Consider the following 17,066-nt stretch of genomic DNA (forward strand, 5'->3'; position numbering starts at 1 on the left):
CTCTTCCGATCTCCTTGTCGTAATCGAACGAGGCGATGCGCTTGCCGGCCAGGGCTTCGACGGTGTTGATCTTGCGGTCGTTGACGATGGGGTAGGCGGCGCCGAGCGGGGTGATGCCCCCGATCTCGTACGGCCCGTCGACCATCAGCTTGGCCGCGGCAGGGTCGGCGTAGGTCTGGATCAGTTTGCGCACCACGTCGTAGCTGCCGGCCATGTCGATCTTGCCGTCGCGCACGATGGTGGTGGCGCCCAGCGTGTCGATGGAGCCGGCCACCGCGTTGAACTGGCGGGTGCGGAAGGCGGTGGCGATCACGGCGTCGCACTGGCCGGTGCGAAAGTCTTCCGTGGCCACGCGTTCATCGGTGTACCCCTTCAGGTCGATGCTCGCGCCGTGCTTCTGCATGGCGACGGCATAGTCCTTCGCCATGTTGAACAGGTCGCCCGAGGCGCCCAGCAGGTCGTAGACGCAGACTTTCTGACTGGCGTGGACGCCAGGTACTGCGCTGAGGGAAATCAGGCCGGCGATGCCGACCAGGCTGATGTGACGGGCCAACTTCATGCAACTGCTCCTCGGTGCCAAAAAGCCGAGGGCAGCACATGCGTCACCCCCGAGCCGTCGTTTGATGCGCGGCGTCTAATCTGACTACGCACGTTGTTCAAACAACCGTTTTGTAACTATATCTGGGGATGCCTGAGCAGCGATGTCCAGCGCCCACACACACGGGGGAAGGGGATTCCCTAGCCCGCCGCGCCCGCAGGGAAGGTCACTTCAGGAAACTGTCGGCGTCAATCTGCTCGCCCTTGTCGTCCCAGAACTTGCCGAGGCTGGAGACGGGTGTCCGGGTGCCGGCACCCTGCGTCCACATGCGGTCCGACATGTTGGTGAGCTGGGACTGGGCGATCGCATCGATCAGTCGGTACTGCGGGTTGGGCTGGAAGTCCTTGTTGGCCGTGAAGCGCTTGATCACCTCACGCAGGCGCGCCTGATCGTCACCCGACTGAGCCGCCACTGCTGCCATCACATGGGGCAGGCGCACACCCTTGGCTTCGCCTTGCGCCATGGCGCGGTCGAAGGTGCCCTTCACGTCCTTGCCTTCGGCATTGCCGGGAATGATGCTCCACACGACGGCGCGGGTCGCATCGGGGGCGCCCCACCATTTCGCGTTGTCCAGGCAGTTCATGGCGCGCTCGGCAAGCGGGGCCGTGTCGGTGGGCACGCCGACCGACTGTTGCGCGGCGATGTCGTTCTGCATGGCCTGCAGGCCGGCGACGCTGCCCAGCAGGTAGACCAGTTCATCGAAGTCGCGCTTGAAACGCGGGCAGCTGCTGCCGTACTTGAAGAAGTACTTCTGCTCCAGCTTGGTTTTCATGCGGTTGAAGGCGGCGAACTGGCGTTGGGCTGCCACCGCCAGATGGCGCTTCTGGGCGATGCGGGCGTCCTGGGCTTCGTCTGCGCGCTTGTCGCGCGAGGCGCGCAGGTAGCGCATCTCTTCGTTGACCGCCTGGTTCTCGGAGCACACGCCGGCCGACGACAGCATCACCGTTTCCATCAGGGACGGGTCGCCGTAGAAGTTGCGCGCCGCGCCGACGAGCGGGGTGTTGACCATCGAGAAGCTGCAGGCCATTTCCACGTCCGTGACCTGCAGCACCGGCGGGGTGAAGCCGTCTTCCAGGATGGACAGGGTGGTGTTGCTGACGTTGGACTCGATCAGCGCGCACCCGCCCATCGTCATGGCCGAGACAGCCAGTGCGGTGGAGGTCAGCAGGCGGGTAAAGCGTGTGGTCATAAGGTCTCCGGTGTTGGTCATGCTGCCCCTCCATCGGGAGCGGCAGGATGCGGCAAATTCTAGACCCCGGCCTCTGGCACTTCGCTGCAGGAAGCCCCGTGATAACCCCCGAATGCATGCAGATGCGGGAAGAACAAAGCCCGCACATGGCGGGCTTTGTTCCGTGAGCTACTGAACCGGTGGCTCAGCGGATGGGCTTGAAGCGCACGCGCTTCGGGCGCGCACCTTCTTCACCGAGGCGCTTTTTCTTGTCGGCTTCGTACTCGTGGTAGTTGCCGTCGTAGAAGAACCATTGGGAGTCGCCTTCGCACGCCAGGATGTGCGTACAGATGCGGTCGAGGAACCAGCGATCGTGGGAGATGATCATCGCGCTGCCGGCGAACTCGAGCAGGGCGTCTTCCAGCGCGCGCAGCGTTTCGACGTCCAGGTCGTTCGACGGTTCGTCGAGCATCAGCACGTTGCCGCCCTGCGCCAGCGTCTTGGCCAGGTGCAGTCGACCGCGTTCACCGCCCGACAGGTTGCCCACCAGCTTCTGCTGGTCGTTGCCCTTGAAGTTGAAGCGGCCGAGATAGGCACGCGAAGGCATCACGAACTTGCCGACCACGATGTTGTCCAGGCCGCCCGAGACGTCTTCCCAAACGGTCTTGCTGCCGTCCAGGCCTTCGCGGCTCTGGTCGACGAAGGCCAGCTGCGCGGTCTTGCCGATGACGACTTCACCGCTGTCCGGTTGCTCGACGCCCTGGATCATGCGGAACAGCGTCGACTTGCCGGCGCCGTTGGGGCCGATGATGCCGACGATGGCACCCGCGGGCACCTTGAAGCTGAGGTTGTCGATCAGCACGCGGTCACCAAAGGACTTGGTGACGTTCTTGAACTCGATCACTTCATTGCCCAGGCGCTCGGCCACGGGGATGAAGATTTCGTTCGTCTCGTTGCGCTTCTGGTATTCGACGTCGCTCAGCTCTTCGAAGCGGGCCAGGCGCGCCTTGCTCTTGGCCTGGCGGCCCTTGGCGTTCTTCCGCACCCATTCCAGTTCCTGCTTCAGGGCCTTGGCGCGGGCGTCCTCGGTCTTCTGTTCCTGCTCCAGGCGCTTTTCCTTGGCATCCAGCCAGTCGGAATAGTTGCCCTTGTACGGGTGGCCGGCGCCGCGGTCGAGTTCGAGGATCCACTCGGCGGCGTTGTCCAGGAAGTAGCGATCGTGGGTAATGGCCACCACGGTGCCCGAGAAGCGGCTGAGGAACTGTTCCAGCCAGTCCACCGATTCGGCGTCCAGGTGGTTGGTCGGTTCGTCGAGCAGCAGCATGTCGGGCTTGGACAGCAGCAGGCGGCACAGGGCCACGCGGCGCTTTTCACCCCCGGAGAGGTTGCCGATCTTGGCATCCCAGGGCGGCAGGCGCAGGGCGTCGGCGGCGAGTTCGAGCTGCAGGTCGGTGTTCTCGGAGCCTGCGGCCGCAATGATGGCTTCCAGTTCGCCTTGCTCGGCGGCCAGGGCATCGAAGTCGGCATCCGGCTCGGCGTAGGCGGCATACACCTCGTCAAGGCGCTTCTTGGCGGCCAGCACGCCGCCGATGCCTTCTTCCACCGCCTCACGGACGGTCTGCTCGGGATTGATCTCGGGTTCCTGGGGCAGGTAGCCGATCTTGATGCCGGGCATCGGGACGGCTTCGCCCTCGATGTCCTTGTCGACCCCGGCCATGATCTTCAGGAAGGTCGATTTGCCGGAACCGTTCACCCCCAGCACGCCGATCTTGGCGCCCGGGAAAAAGCTCAGGGTGATGTCTTTGAGAATCTGCCGCTTCGGGGGAACGATCTTCCCGACGCGGTTCATGGTGAAAACGTATTGCGCCATGGCGGGCTCGCTTCGCGAGTGTCTTTCGTCAAACCGCGTAGTGTAAGCAACCGCGGCGGTTTGCGGTGTGAGCTGGCGTTGCGCCCGCGGTTTTGTTTTCCCGCGTCAGCCGCGCAGGCGGGCCATCAGCCGCTCGCTTTCGAGCTGGGCCTGCTGCTGCGCGTCCTGGTCGGTCATGCACGCCAGTTCCAGCAAGGACAGCTTGAGGTTCATCAGGCCGTCACGCAGGCTGAAGAGGGCGGCCTGGACGTCCGCCAGTTGGGCCTTGTTGTCATCTGCGCCGGATTCGCTCGACATGGTGGTGCTCCGTGCCCCGTGGGTCATGCATGCCGACGCGCCTGGGGCCATGGCACCGACGGCAGCAACCACTGTAGGCAGGCGGCGTGCCCGTGCACAGCGCCCGATCACGGGGGGAACACGCAAGTCGGGGGCCTGACTTTGCCGGGGGATGAAAGCCGGACGATGGGGGGTCAGCGGGGCTCGGGTCCGTCATGCTGGAGGCAGGCCTGGATCTCCCGCAGCAGCTCGTCGCTGTCGAGCGGCCGGTAGAGGAAGCGACGTGCCCCGAGGCGCAGGCCTTCCGCTTCCCAGACGGGATTGCGGTGTGTGGCGGTGATGAAAACCACGGGAATGTGCTGCACGGCGAGGTCGGCCTTGAGCTGACGGATCAGGTCGAAGCCGCCCGCGTCAGGGTGCAGACCGACGTCCGAGATGATGAGGTCGGGGCGGTGCTGGCGCGCCAGGGCGAGGCCGTGTGCCATGCCGGCCGCCGTGATCACCCGGTAGCCCATGGGCTCCAGCAGGCTGCACTTCAGGCGGAGGTTCAGAGGCTCATCGTCCACCACCAGAATGGTGTGCGTGGGGATGAGTGCTGTGGATGCCGGGGCGCGCTGCGTGTCGTCCTGAGGCGGGACGGGGAAGGCGCCGGCGCCGGTGTGGGCGGTGCCCACCGCATGGCTCTTGCGCTCGAGAAAGGGCGCAAGGTCATTCATGAGTGTCGCCGGGTCGATGGGCTTGGACAGGTAGCCGTCGAAGCCCGCCTCAATCATGCGCTCCCGGTCGCCCAGCATGGCCGAGGCCGTCACGGCGATCAGCGGGATGGCGGCCGTGGTCCGGTCCTGCTTCATCTCCCGCGCCACGGCATACCCATCCATCAAGGGCATCTGAATGTCGCACAGCACGAGATCCGGTTTCTCCTCGCGGATGACCGCCATGCCTTTCAGGCCATCGGGGGCGCTCAGCACGGTGCACCCGAAGGCTTCCAGCACGTAAGTCATGAGCGCCAGGTTCATGGCGTTGTCCTCGATGACGAGAATGCGGCGACTCATGGGGTGCGTGGCTCCAGCACGAGGGTGAAACGGCTGCCCTGGCCCTCGACGCTGTGCATCTCGATGTGCCCGCCGATCAGCTGGGCCAGTTGCTGACACAGGTAAAGGCCCAGGCCGGTGCCCTCGATCGAATGGGCATCGGCACGGGAGACCTGGGAGAAGGCCTTGAACAGCTTGTGCTGTTCGCTGGCAGGGATGCCGGGGCCGGTGTCCAGCACCGACAGGCGGGTGACGTTCCGACCCTGGTCGGCTTGCTCGGAAACGGACAGGCACACGCGCCCGGACTGCGTGTACTTCACGGCGTTGTTGCCCAGGTTCAGCAGGATCTGGTGCAGTGCCCGCCGGTCGGTGCGGACAATGACGGAGGTCGTGGGCATGTCGCTGTCGAGGGTCAGGCCCTTGGCCTGCGCGGCGAGTTCGAGGGCGGTCAGGACCTCCCGCACGACATCCTGGCAGATCACGGGTTCGATGCTCAGGTCGACATGGCCCGACTCGATGCGCGCCACGTCGAGGAGATCGTTGATCAGCGCGAGCAGGTGCTTGCCGCTGGAGCGCACGGCTTCAAGCTGCTTTTCCTGGTCGGCCGTCAGGGGGCCCGGCAGGCGCATCAGCAGCAGGCTGGTGAAGCCGATGATGGCATTGAGCGGCGTCCGCAGTTCATGGCTCATGGATGCCAGAAAGCGGTCCTTCGCGCGGCTGGCGCGCTCGAGCTCGACGTTCTGATCGTGCAGGGCTTTCTCGAAGCGCTTGCGTTCGCTGATGTCGCGGATGGCGCTCATGCCGAAGCGGCCCTTGTCAGTGTCCAGCGGACTCAGGCTGATTTCGACCGGGAACTCTTCGCCGGTGCTGCGGCGGCCGTAAAGCTCCAGCCCTGCCCCCATGGGGCGTGTGCGGGGGTGGTCGAAATAGCGGGTGCGGTGGGCCACATGGCGATGCTGGAAGCGCTCGGGCAGCAGCACTTCGATGGGGTGGCCCAGGAGGATGTTGGTGTCGTAGGCAAACAGCGCCTCGGCATGCACGTTGGCCAGCACGATGCGCCCGATGTCGTTGACGATGATGATGGCGTCCGGCGTTGAGTTCAGCAGCGTGCCGTAGCGTGTCGCGACGGCGGCCGTGTCCTGCCGCACCCGGAGGTGTGTGATGTCGGTGTCCCGATGCAGAAAGCCTTGTAGCAGGCGGGCGTCGTCGTGCAGCGCCCGCAGCGTCGCGTTGACGTAGATGCGGGTGCCATCACGGCGCACGCGCAAGGCCTCGAAGCTGGGTTGCGGCCCCCGGGAGGCTTCGACTCGGACAACGCGTTCGCCGTCGATGTGGTGACCGGGAACCAGCAGGTCGATCGCGTCCTTGCCGATGGCTTCTTCGGCGCCGTACCCATAGGTGACCTGGGCACCCGGACCCCAGTCGACGATGCGACCGTCGGCATCGGTGGTGAAAAGGGCGTCGGGGCACGCCTCGAGTGCATCAATCAGGACTGGTCGGGGCATGGCAGCGGGAGGGCGAGGGGCCGCGACCGTGGGCGCCATCGATGACCGTGCGCCGAGGTCACCCGGCCCAGTGTAGAGGGACGCCGAGCCGCCGTCTTGCCCGTGTCGGATCCCCTTCAAGGCATATGGTGGGGAAAGCCCTCTGGGAGCCGCGGAGCGCCTGAAATGAAAAAACCCGGCCGGAGCCGGGTTGGTCAGGAAGGCGTGTTGCCTTGCTGGCGCCGTCAGGGCTTGGTGCCCGTCGGGAAGGGCCACGCGGCCTGGGGGCTCAGCGTGGTCTTGGCTGCCGGGGCCGACGTCTTCTTCACGGCGGCAGGCTTGGCGGCGGCCTTCTTGGCTGCAGCCTTCTTTGCCGGCGCGGCCTTCTTGGCAGGCGCTTCGGCCTTCTTCACGGCGGCCTTCTTGGCGGGCGCTGCCTTCTTCACAGGAGCGGCCTTCTTTGCCGGCGCAGCGGCCTTCTTCACCGGGGCGGCAGCCTTCTTGGCGGGCGCGGCCTTCTTGGCCGGTGCAGCCTTCTTCACGGCGGCCTTCTTGGCCGGTGCCGCTGCCTTCTTGGCCGGAGCGGCCTTCTTGGCAGGCGCTGCAGCCTTCTTCACCGGGGCGGCGGCCTTCTTGGCTGGTGCCGCTTTCTTCACAGCGGCCTTCTTGGCCGGGGCAGCTTTCTTTGCTGCCGCTTTCTTCGCAGTTGCCATACGGATCTCCTTGATCAAGTTGCAAAGAGCACTGCACTGCAGCACGCAGCACAGGGATTCACCGCCCGACGCCCCCTAGGATCTGAGCGCGGTGCAGTGAATGGGGAAGGCCGGGAGGTCATGTGCTGGGCTGTCCGAGTGCTCTTGCTGGCTGGATCAATCCCAGGACAGGGCGCCGCCCGACTGGTATTCGATGACGCGGGTTTCGAAGAAGTTGCGTTCCTTCTTCAGGTCGATCATTTCGCTCATCCAGGGGAAGGGGTTCTCTTCGTTCGGGAAGAGCTCTTCCAGGCCGATCTGCGTGGCGCGGCGGTTCGCGATGTAGCGCAGGTAGCCCTTGAACATGGATGCGTTCAGACCCAGCACGCCGCGCGGCATGGTGTCTTCTGCGTAGCGGTACTCGAGCTCGACGGCCTTGATGAACAGCGCCTTGATCTCGGCCTTGAACTCGGGCGTCCACAGATGCGGGTTCTCGAGCTTGAGCTGGTTGATCAGGTCGATGCCGAAGTTGCAGTGCATCGACTCGTCGCGCAGGATGTACTGGTACTGCTCGGCCGCGCCCGTCATCTTGTTCTGGCGGCCCAGCGCCAGGATCTGCGTGAAGCCGACGTAGAAGAACAGGCCTTCCATCAGGCAGGCAAACACGATCAGCGACTTCAGCAGCGTCTGGTCGTTCTCCATCGTGCCGGTCTTGAAGTTCGGGTCCATGATCGCTTCGATGAAGGGGATCAGGAACTCGTCCTTGTCGCGGATGGACTGGACCTCGTGGTAGGCGTTGAAGATCTCGGATTCATCGAGACCCAGCGATTCCACGATGTACTGATAAGCGTGCGTGTGGATCGCTTCTTCAAATGCCTGACGCAACAGGAACTGGCGGCACTCGGGCGCCGTGATGTGGCGGTAGGTGCCCAGCGTGATGTTGTTGGCCGCGAGCGAATCGGCGGTGACGAAGAAGCCGAGGTTGCGTTTGATGATGCGGCGCTCGTCATCGGTCAGGCCGTTGGGGTCCTTCCAGAGCGCGATGTCGCGGCTCATGTTCACTTCCTGCGGCATCCAGTGGTTGGCGCAGGTGGCGAGGTACTTTTCCCAGGCCCACTTGTACTTGAACGGCACCAGCTGGTTGACGTCGGTCTGACCGTTGATGATGCGCTTGTCGGCCACGTTCACGCGGCGCGTGGAAGCGGCTTGAACGGAGTTCGCGGGGGTGTGCACGGGGGCTGCGCCAGCCGTCGACATCGGGGCATTCCGTGCGTCGCTGGGGGCCGAGGCCGGCAGCGGTTGAGGCACAGAACCGACAGGGTTCGAAGAGGCGTTGGAGGAGTCGTCTTCCCAGACCAGCATGGTGAACATCCTATGGAATCGGATTATGGAAGGGTGTTGTGAAAAACACCAAGCACTTCTTGACAGCGAGCGCCCGAGCTTGTTGCAGCCGAGCATCGAAAACAAGGGTCTCAGATCAAGAAGGCGCTGAATGGCTGTGCATCGAAGACCCTGATGCGATCAGGCTCTGACGGTGCCAGGCTCGGCGGGCTCATTGTGTGAGCCAGCCAGCCGAACCGGGCTGCGGGCGCAGATGCACTTCGGAGACAGACAAGGCCTCGTTCGCGCGCACGCTCCCGAGGCCTTGCTCATCACCGCGCCCGCCGCGGTGGCCGCCTTATTGGCAGGCCTCGCAGTCGGGGTTGTCGATCGAGCAGAACTTGATGTCGGTCGCCGGTTCGGCAGCCAGCACGGGCTCGGAGGACACGGCCTGCGGGGCAGCCGGTTGGGCTGCGGCTTGGAAGCCACCACTCGACACGGCGTTGAGCTGGCCGCGAGAGACCGTCGACTTCTCGGCGTGCGTGGCGCCCACGGTGCGGAGGTAGTAGGTCGTCTTCAGGCCGCGCAGCCAGGCCAGCTTGTAGGTCTCGTCCAGCTTCTTGCCCGAGGCGCCGGCCATGTAGATGTTCAGCGACTGGGCCTGGTCGATCCACTTCTGGCGACGCGAGGCGGCTTCCACCAGCCACACCGGCTCGACTTCGAAGGCCGTGGCGTACAGGTTCTTGAGCTCTTCGGGCACGCGGTCGATGCGGCGCAGCGAGCCGTCGAAGTGCTTGAGGTCCATGACCATCACGTCGTCCCACAGGCCGAGCTTCTTCAGGTCGCGCACCAGGTACTCGTTGACCACGGTGAACTCGCCCGACAGGTTGGACTTGACCGACAGGTTGCCGAAGCAGGGTTCGATCGAGGCGTCCACGCCGACGATGTTGGAGATGGTGGCGGTGGGGGCAATGGCCACGCAGTTGGAGTTGCGCATGCCGTACTGGGCGATGCGGGCACGCAGGGCGTCCCAGTCCATCGTGGTCGACGTGTCGACTTCGACGTAGCCACCGCGCTGTTCGGCCAGCAGCTTCACCGAGTCGATCGGCAGGATGCCGCGGTCCCACAGCGAGCCACGGTAGCTGCTGTAGCGGCCGCGCTCTTCGGCCAGCTCGGTCGAGGCCCAGTACGCGTAGTAGCAGACGGCTTCCATCGAGCGGTCGGCAAATTCGACGGCTTCCTGGCTGGCGTACGGGGTGCGCAGCTGGTACAGCGCATCCTGGAAGGCCATGATGCCCATGCCGACCGGACGGTGGCGCAGGTTCGAATCACGGGCCTTCTTGACGGCGTAGTAGTTGATGTCGATGACGTTGTCGAGCATGCGCATGGCGGTCTTGACCGTCTTGCGCAGCTTGTCGTGGTCGATGCCGCCGTCCTTGATGTGTTGCGACAGGTTCACCGAGCCCAGGTTGCACACGGCGATCTCGCCGCCGTTGGTGTTCAGCGTGATCTCGGTGCACAGGTTGGACGAGTGCACCACGCCGACGTGCTGCTGCGGCGAGCGCACGTTGCAGGCGTCCTTGAACGTGATCCAGGGATGGCCGGTCTCGAACAGCATCGAGAGCATCTTGCGCCACAGGTCGACGGCCTTGACGCGCTTGAAGGGCTTGATCTCGCCACGGTCGGCGCGGGCTTCGTAGGCGGTGTAGGCCTCTTCGAACGCGATGCCGAACTTGTCGTGCAGGTCAGGGCAGGAGGCCGGCGAGAACAGGCTCCAGTCGCCGCCTTCCATCACGCGCTTCATGAACAGGTCGGGAATCCAGTTCGCCGTGTTCATGTCGTGGGTGCGGCGGCGGTCGTCGCCCGTGTTCTTGCGCAGCTCCAGGAACTCTTCAATGTCCAGGTGCCACGACTCGAGGTACGCACAGACGGCGCCCTTGCGCTTGCCACCCTGGTTGACGGCCACGGCGGTGTCGTTGACCACCTTCAGGAACGGCACGACGCCTTGCGATTTGCCGTTGGTGCCCTTGATGTGCGAGCCCAGGGCGCGCACCGGGGTCCAGTCGTTGCCCAGGCCACCAGCGAACTTGCTCAGCAGGGCGTTTTCCTTGATGGCTTCGTAGATGCCGTCGAGGTCGTCGGGCACGGTGGTCAGGTAGCACGACGACAGCTGCGAGCGGCGGGTGCCCGAGTTGAACAGCGTCGGGGTGGACGACATGAAGTCGAACGAGGACAGCAGTTCATAGAACTCGATGGCGCGGGCTTCGCGGTCGATTTCGTTCAGCGCCAGGCCCATGGCCACGCGCATGAAGAAGGCCTGGGGCATCTCGATGCGGGCGCCCTGCACGTGCAGGAAGTAGCGGTCGTACAGCGTCTGCAGGCCGAGGTAGTCGAAGTTCAGGTCGCGCTCGTACTTCAGGGCCGCACCCAGGCGGGCCAGGTCGAACTGGGCCAGCTTTTCATCCAGCAGCTCGGCCTCGATGCCCTTCTTGATGAAGGTGGGGAAGTAGTCGGCGTAGCGCTCGGCCATCTCCGCGTGCATGACCTCTTCGCCGAGGATCTCGCGGCGGATGGTGTGCATCAGCAGGCGGGCCGTGGCGCGGGTGTAGGCCGGGTCATGCTCGATGCGGGTGCGCGCGGCCAGGATGGCGGCCTTGTAGACCTCGTCGATCGAGACGCCGTCGTACAGGTTGCGCTGGGTCTCGGCCAGGATGGGGCCAGGTTGCACGTCGGCGCCGAGGCCTTCGCACGAAGACTCGATCAGGGCCTGCAGGCGGGGCAGGTCGAGCGGCACGCGCTGGCCGCGGTCGATGACGTGCAGCGTGGGCAGGGCGGCGGCCTGTTGCTCGGCGGCCTGCTTGGCGCGTTCTTGTGCGCGGCGCTCGCGGTACAGCACGTAGGCACGGGCGATTTCATGGTGACCGCCACGCATCAGGGCCAGTTCGACCTGGTCCTGGATGTCTTCGATGTGGAAGGTGCCGCCGTTGGGGCGCGAACGCAGCAGACCGCGGACCACGGCTTCGGTCAGGCCGTCGACGGTCTCGCGCACGGAGGCCGATGCGGCGCCCTGGGTGCCGTGCACGGCCAGGAAGGCCTTCATCATGGCCACGGCGATCTTGCTGGGCTCGAAGGCCACGACCGCACCATTGCGTCGGATGATCTGGTAGTTGGCGTAGGCCGACTGACGCGGCTCGGCCGCATCGGCGGTGCCGCCCATGAAGGCAGATGAGGTGGACGACAAGGTGCTGGGCGTGGACGTTTGCATGTGTTTCCCTTCAGGATCTCAAGGCCCGCGAACGGGCGCGGAAACCTTGCGAATTCGGGCGCTTCAGGGTAGAGGCGCTGACTGCGGAGGACACTAGATCTGGTGTCTGGGGGTGCGCTGGGCACTACCAGTAGTGTTCGGCGGCAACTATAACGCCTTTTTGTTGGCGCCGGGAAGCTGCGTTGATGCTCGCTGCATGGTGCCCCTCGACACGACCTTCACGGGCGTGTGCAAGGCCTTGTCGCGTCAGGGGGCGAGCGGGTTTGCCCGGGGGCCTTAGGGGCTGTCAGTCGGCCGCCACACCGGCGGGAAAGCGGGCGGCAGGCCACCCGAGTCGGCGTCGCAGGCCCACCCAGTCGAAGGCCTGGCCTGGGTCGCGCTTGCGGCCGGGCGCCACATGCTCGTGGCCCACCACGCCTTGCAGCGGCCACTGGGTGTCGATCTGCATCAGCAGGTGCGCGAGCGCCTCGTACTGCGCGGGCTCGAAGGGGTGGTCCTCAAGCCCTTCGAGTTCGACGCCGATCGCGTAATCGTTGCAGTTGTCGCGGCCGCACCAGCTCGATCGGCCGGCGTGCCAGGCGCGGTCGAGCACGGACACGAACTGCATCAGGTGGCCGTCACGGCGAATGACGAAATGCGCCGAGACTTCCAGTCCGCGAATCTGCTGGAAGTAGGGGTGGGCGTCCCAGTCGAGCGTGTTGGTGAACAGGCGCTCGATGTAGTCCCCACCGTATTCACCGGGGGGCAGGCTGATGGAGTGAACAATGGCCAGGTCGATCGGCATGCCCGGCGGGCGGGGGCCGAAGTTCGGCGAGGGACAGCGTGCTGCCTCGGCGAGCCAGCCGTCTCGCCAGACTGGGGCCGGGCAGGGGTCAGTCCGGATCATGTTCAGGGTCGAACTGTTCACCCAGCACGATGCCGTGGTCGCTGACCTGCACGCCCAAGCGGGCCATGCGGTAGCGCATCTGGCGCAGCGACAGGCCCAGGCTCTGGCCGGCGGCCGTGCGGTTGAGCCGGTGCTTTTCAAGGGCGCGCACGAGGATGTCGCGCTCGACTTGATCGAGGTGCGCCGCCAGGTCGGCCGGCAACGCTGCCGGCGTGGCGGGCACCGGGGCAGTGGCCAGCGAGGCGGGGGCCGGCTCGGTGATCGTGGGGGCGGCGTTCGATGTGGCGGTGGCGGGAGCGTCCAGCCCGAGGTCGGCTGCGTCGATGGTGGCGTGGCCGCTCAGTGCGGTCGCACGGTGCAGCAGGTTCTCCAACTCGCGCACATTGCCTGGGAAGGGGTGTGCCTCCAGGGCGCGCAATGCGGCATCGCTCAGTTGCGGCACGGCGCTCAGGCCGGCCTCGCGGGCCAGACGTTCGAGCAGGCCGGCGCACAGGCCGGGCAGGTCCTCGCGGCGCTCGCGCAGGGCGGGCAGGCGGATCTGGATCACATTGAGCCGGTAATACAGATCCTGCCGGAAGCGACCCGCCTGGACCTCGGCGGCCAGGTCCTTGTGCGTGGCGCTCAGTAGGCGCACGTCAACGGGCATCTCGGCCGTGGCGCCGACGGGTCGCACGGCGCGCTCCTGGACGGCGCGCAGCAGCTTGGATTGCATGGCCAGCGGCAGGTCACCGAGTTCGTCCAGGAAGAGCGTGCCCCCGGCCGCGGCCTGGAAGAAGCCTTCGCGGTCTTCGCTGGCCCCGGTGAACGCGCCCTTGCGGTAACCAAAGAACTCGGCTTCGAGCAGGTGTTCCGGGATGGCGCCGCAGTTCACGGCAATGAAGGGGCGCGCCGCCCGGGTGCTGGTGTCGTGGATGGCGCGGGCGACCAGCTCCTTGCCGGTGCCCGACTCGCCGGTGATCAGCACGGGCGCCATGCTGCGGGCGACCTTGTCGATGAGCTGGCGTACCTGCTGCAGGCCACGGTCGACGCCGATCAGCCGCTGCAGTGCGCTGCGGCCAACCGAGGTCGCCGGCGCGGGCTGCGATGCGCCCGGGCGGCTGGCGTTGGCCGGTGGCGGTGTGCTGGCCGCACCTTGCAGGCCCACGATGCTGGCGACCACACTGCGAAACTGCTTCAGGTCGACGGGCTTGGTCAGGTAATCAAAGGCGCCGGCCTTCAGCGCAGACACCGCGTTCTCTGCCGATCCGTACGCCGTGATGACGATGGCGCGTTCCTGCCGACCGGTCTGTTCGAGGTGCTCGAGGATGTCGAGGCCGGTGCCATCCGGCAGGCGCATGTCGGTGATGACGGCGCTGTAGCGCTGCTCGGCCAGGTGCTGCAGCGCTTGCGCCACGCTGTCTGCTGTCTCTACGTCATAGCCCTCGCGCAGCAGCGTGAGTTCGTAGAGCGTGCGCAGGTCGGGCTCGTCGTCGATGACGAGCAGGCGGTGGGCGGAAGCGGTGCTCATGCTTGAGTGGCAGGGAGGCTGGCCGGTTCGATCGGCATCGTCATGTAGAACTCGTTGCGATGACGCACGCTGGCCTGGTGCTGTCGGTAGTCAATCGTTGCACCATGACGCTCGCACAGCTCGCGGCAAATATACAGGCCCAGGCCGGTGCCCCGACTGCGGGTCGAGAAGAAGGGCTCGAACAAGGCGCGCTCGGTGTCGGCGGTGATGGGGGGGCCGTCACTCAGCACCGAGATCATCAGCAGCCCATGCGGGCCGTGCGCTGTCGGCACCCAGCCCACGTGAACCCGGATGGCGCCGGGCTCCCCGGATTGATGGCGCAGCGCGTTGTCCAGCAGGTTGACCAGCACGCGCTGCAGGTGCTCCGGCTCGAAGCGCACTTTCAGGTGCGGGAAGTTCGGCGCCTGGCGGCAGGCCTGGATGTCGATCTCGAGCAGGCTGTGCTCGCCCATCCCGACACCCGCCGTGCTGCGCCATTCATTGCAGATGGCGACGATGTGCTCCAGCGGGTCGATGGCCGGTGCAGGCGGTCGCACCCCAGGCGCCACGGCCAGGATGTCGTCGACGATGTGCTTCAGGCGCGCGACGTTGTCGGCCACCATCTGCGTAAGCCGTTGCTGGGTGGAGGTGGCCGCGTCCTCGGCCATCAGTGCGTTGGCCTGCGCGATGGCTGCGAGCGGGTTGCGCACCTCGTGCGCAATGCCGGCCGACATCCTGCCCATGGCGGCCAGCTTGTCCTGACGTTGGCGGGCGCGCACGCTGCGCAGATCTTCAATGAAGAGCACGCAGACGTCTTCGTGGGCCCGCGCACCCCGCCCCCGGATGAAACGCATGCGCAGGCGGAGCTCGCGCAGACTCCGGTCGTCGAAATGCAGGGTGACTTCCTGCCCCACCTCTGCGTGGCCGGGGTTGGCCATGGCTTCCTCGATGGCTTCGATGAGCGCGCGCCATGCGGGAACCCCTGTCAGCGGAAAGGGGGGCTGCGGTGCCGAGCCTTGTGCCGACAGCAGGCGCCGGGCAGAGGGGTTGGCCGTTCTCACGCGGCCTCGCCGGTCGACCACCAGCACACCTTCCGTCATCTCGTCGATCACCAGCTTGTTGAGCTGGGCCTGACGGCGCGCCGCTTCCATGTTGCCGCGCGCGCTCCGCTCTTCGCGTGCCAGCCGGGCGGCCAGTTCGCTGGCCAGGGCGGCGATGAGGAACAGGCCCAGACCGTTCAGCCCGCCTTGCGTCATCAACGCGGCGACCTCGTCGCTGCGCTCGCCCTGCACCCACGCGACGGACAGCAGATTAAGCGTGGCAGCCGCCGCAACACCGAGTGCGACCACGCGGGGCAGCAGCACCGCCGACATCAGCACCGGCATGACGAGCAGGGCCTGCGCGTTCAGACCATTGCCGCTCAGGTGGTGGATGAGGGCGAAGACGGTGAGGTCAACGCCCACCGTGCCCAGTGCCTGGCGCGTGCCCAGCCGCGTGGCGTCGCGACCCTTGCGGCTGCGCCCCGGCCAGAACCAAGCCAGCGTGGCCAGGGTGGCGTACACCGCGCCCAGCAAGGCGGCCCAGGGCGACACGCGGCTGCCCGTGCTCCACAGCGTGGCCAGCAACAGAAGGCCCAGCATGCCGAGCACCAGTCGGGCCGCCAGAAAGGCCCGGTAGATCCGCTGAAACGTAGGATGGCCGTTGTCGCGGTCGGGCAGCGAGGTGTGCCGGCTCTTGCGCTGGGCAGCCATGGCGGCCGCTTCGGTGGGCGCATCCAGCTCACCGAACCAGGAGGCATGCCGCGAGTTCGGAAACTGGCTGGCCTCACCCGGGCCGGCTTCTGCGGGGCGGGTGGCGGCGTCGTCCATCGGGCGCGGCATCAGCCGGGCCGGCGGCCCAGTCGGGCGTGTTCGGCGCTGCAGTAGGGCAGGCCACCCAGATCATGGTGGGCCTCCGCCTCCGGCAGATGAACGCCGCAATGGGCGCACTGCACGATCTCCTGTGTCTGCGGGGGCGTAGGAGGCCGGTCGGCGCGCTGCGATGGGTCGGCCGGGCGGGCCAGCATGCGCTTCAGCAGAGGCACCACCACCAGCCACACCAGCAGGGCAATGAGCAGGTACTTGAGCATGGCGCGTCAGACGGTGGCAGGGCGGTGCAACAGCACCTCCATCACGAAACGGGAGCCGACATAGGCGAGCAGCAACAGCAGCGAGCCGGCCACCAGCCAACGGATGGCCTGGCTGCCCCGCCACCCGAAGCGGGCGCGGCCCACGAGCAGCGTGGCGAACACCAGCCATGACAGCACGGAAAAGACCGTCTTGTGATCCCAGCGCCACGGATTGGCGAAAGCCGCGCCCAGGAGCAACGTCAGGCTCAGCATCACGAACCCGGCGGCCACGAAGCGCAGCGTCAGGGCCTCCAGTCGCAGCAGCGGCATGCCGAGCGCCTGTCCGATCGGCCGGGGCGCAGGCACCTGCCCGCTTACCGGGCGGGTTCGCATCTGACGCTCGGCGTGCTGCAACAGTCCGGCGTGCAGCAGCGCGGTGCCGAACAGCCCGTACGAGGCGAAGCCCAGCAACCAGTGCAGCGGCGCCCAGGGCGAGCCTCCCAGAGGGTGGGTCTGCCCGGGGAAGATCCACGCAAGCGCCACCACGATGGCGCCCAGTGCCGCGAGCACGCGTCGCACCACGACCAGATCCAGGCGCCGGCTTTCGAGCGCGTACACGGCCAGGACCAGCCACACCGTGACCGACAGGGCAGGCGCAAAGCCGAACCGTCCCCCTGGATCCGGGCCGCCGAGCACCAGCGCGTCGAGCACGATGGCCACTGCCTGCGCCACCCAGCCCAGGCCGAGCACCATCCAGACGGGGCGCGCGGCGCCCGGGCGGTCTGCCTCGGCGGGTTGCGGCCATGCGCTGGCAGCAAGATAAGCCAGCACGGCAAGGCCACTGGGCCAGGCGGTCGAGAGGGCGGGCGATAAAATCATGTGT

At 66.4% G+C, this 17,066-nt stretch carries 14 protein-coding genes; all 14 read right to left on the reverse strand.

From position 1 onward, the window contains the following. A partial coding sequence (locus Q0Z44_RS11715; RefSeq protein WP_298012917.1) for a putative solute-binding protein occupies positions 1 to 559 on the reverse strand: 559 nt, incomplete at its 3' end. Positions 560 to 764: 205 nt separating this feature from the next. Continuing rightward, the gene (locus tag Q0Z44_RS11720; protein ID WP_298012919.1) at positions 765 to 1,808 is read right to left on the reverse strand and encodes a hypothetical protein; all 1,044 of its coding nucleotides are present in this window, start codon (positions 1,806 to 1,808) and stop codon (positions 765 to 767) included. Between the two features lie 163 nt (positions 1,809 to 1,971). Further along, positions 1,972 to 3,636 carry an energy-dependent translational throttle protein EttA gene (gene ettA / locus Q0Z44_RS11725; RefSeq protein ID WP_298012921.1) on the reverse strand — a complete coding sequence of 555 codons (1,665 nt, stop codon included), beginning with the start codon at positions 3,634 to 3,636 and terminating at the stop codon, positions 1,972 to 1,974. Positions 3,637 to 3,741: 105 nt separating this feature from the next. Continuing rightward, on the reverse strand, positions 3,742 to 3,933 hold the full coding sequence (locus Q0Z44_RS11730) for a hypothetical protein (protein ID WP_298012923.1): 192 nt from the start codon (positions 3,931 to 3,933) through the stop codon (positions 3,742 to 3,744). Positions 3,934 to 4,106: 173 nt separating this feature from the next. Then, on the reverse strand, positions 4,107 to 4,964 hold the full coding sequence (locus Q0Z44_RS11735) for a response regulator (RefSeq protein WP_298012925.1): 858 nt from the start codon (positions 4,962 to 4,964) through the stop codon (positions 4,107 to 4,109). Then, positions 4,961 to 6,448: a PAS domain S-box protein gene (locus Q0Z44_RS11740; RefSeq protein WP_298012927.1), complete on the reverse strand. Its 1,488-nt coding sequence runs from the start codon at positions 6,446 to 6,448 to the stop codon at positions 4,961 to 4,963. The genes Q0Z44_RS11735 and Q0Z44_RS11740 overlap by 4 nt, the downstream gene beginning before the upstream one ends. 224 nt (positions 6,449 to 6,672) lie before the next feature. Beyond that, a complete protein-coding gene (locus Q0Z44_RS11745; RefSeq protein WP_298012929.1) occupies positions 6,673 to 7,140 on the reverse strand; it encodes a histone in 468 nt (155 codons plus the stop codon). A 156-nt stretch (positions 7,141 to 7,296) separates the two neighbouring features. Beyond that, positions 7,297 to 8,481: a ribonucleotide-diphosphate reductase subunit beta gene (locus Q0Z44_RS11750; RefSeq protein WP_109038339.1), complete on the reverse strand. Its 1,185-nt coding sequence runs from the start codon at positions 8,479 to 8,481 to the stop codon at positions 7,297 to 7,299. A 316-nt stretch (positions 8,482 to 8,797) separates the two neighbouring features. Next, on the reverse strand, positions 8,798 to 11,656 hold the full coding sequence (locus tag Q0Z44_RS11755; protein ID WP_298012978.1) for a ribonucleoside-diphosphate reductase subunit alpha: 2,859 nt from the start codon (positions 11,654 to 11,656) through the stop codon (positions 8,798 to 8,800). A gap of 334 nt (positions 11,657 to 11,990) precedes the next feature. Then, complete coding sequence (gene ampD, locus Q0Z44_RS11760) at positions 11,991 to 12,590, reverse strand: 1,6-anhydro-N-acetylmuramyl-L-alanine amidase AmpD (protein WP_298012933.1); 600 nt, start codon at positions 12,588 to 12,590, stop codon at positions 11,991 to 11,993. After that, positions 12,577 to 14,097, reverse strand: coding sequence for a sigma-54 dependent transcriptional regulator (locus Q0Z44_RS11765; protein ID WP_298012935.1), 1,521 nt, complete (start codon positions 14,095 to 14,097; stop codon positions 12,577 to 12,579). The genes ampD and Q0Z44_RS11765 overlap by 14 nt, the downstream gene beginning before the upstream one ends. Continuing rightward, complete coding sequence (locus Q0Z44_RS11770; RefSeq protein ID WP_298012937.1) at positions 14,094 to 15,944, reverse strand: ATP-binding protein; 1,851 nt, start codon at positions 15,942 to 15,944, stop codon at positions 14,094 to 14,096. The genes Q0Z44_RS11765 and Q0Z44_RS11770 overlap by 4 nt, the downstream gene beginning before the upstream one ends. Positions 15,945 to 15,955: 11 nt before the next feature. Continuing rightward, positions 15,956 to 16,204: a PP0621 family protein gene (locus tag Q0Z44_RS11775; protein WP_298012939.1), complete on the reverse strand. Its 249-nt coding sequence runs from the start codon at positions 16,202 to 16,204 to the stop codon at positions 15,956 to 15,958. 6 nt (positions 16,205 to 16,210) lie between these two features. Continuing rightward, positions 16,211 to 17,062, reverse strand: coding sequence for a cytochrome c biogenesis protein CcsA (ccsA, locus tag Q0Z44_RS11780; RefSeq protein WP_298012941.1), 852 nt, complete (start codon positions 17,060 to 17,062; stop codon positions 16,211 to 16,213). Between the last annotated feature and the right edge of the window lie 4 nt (positions 17,063 to 17,066).

The sequence above is a fragment of the uncultured Aquabacterium sp. genome, assembly GCF_947366995.1.
Taxonomy (GTDB): Bacteria; Pseudomonadota; Gammaproteobacteria; order Burkholderiales; family Burkholderiaceae_C; genus Aquabacterium.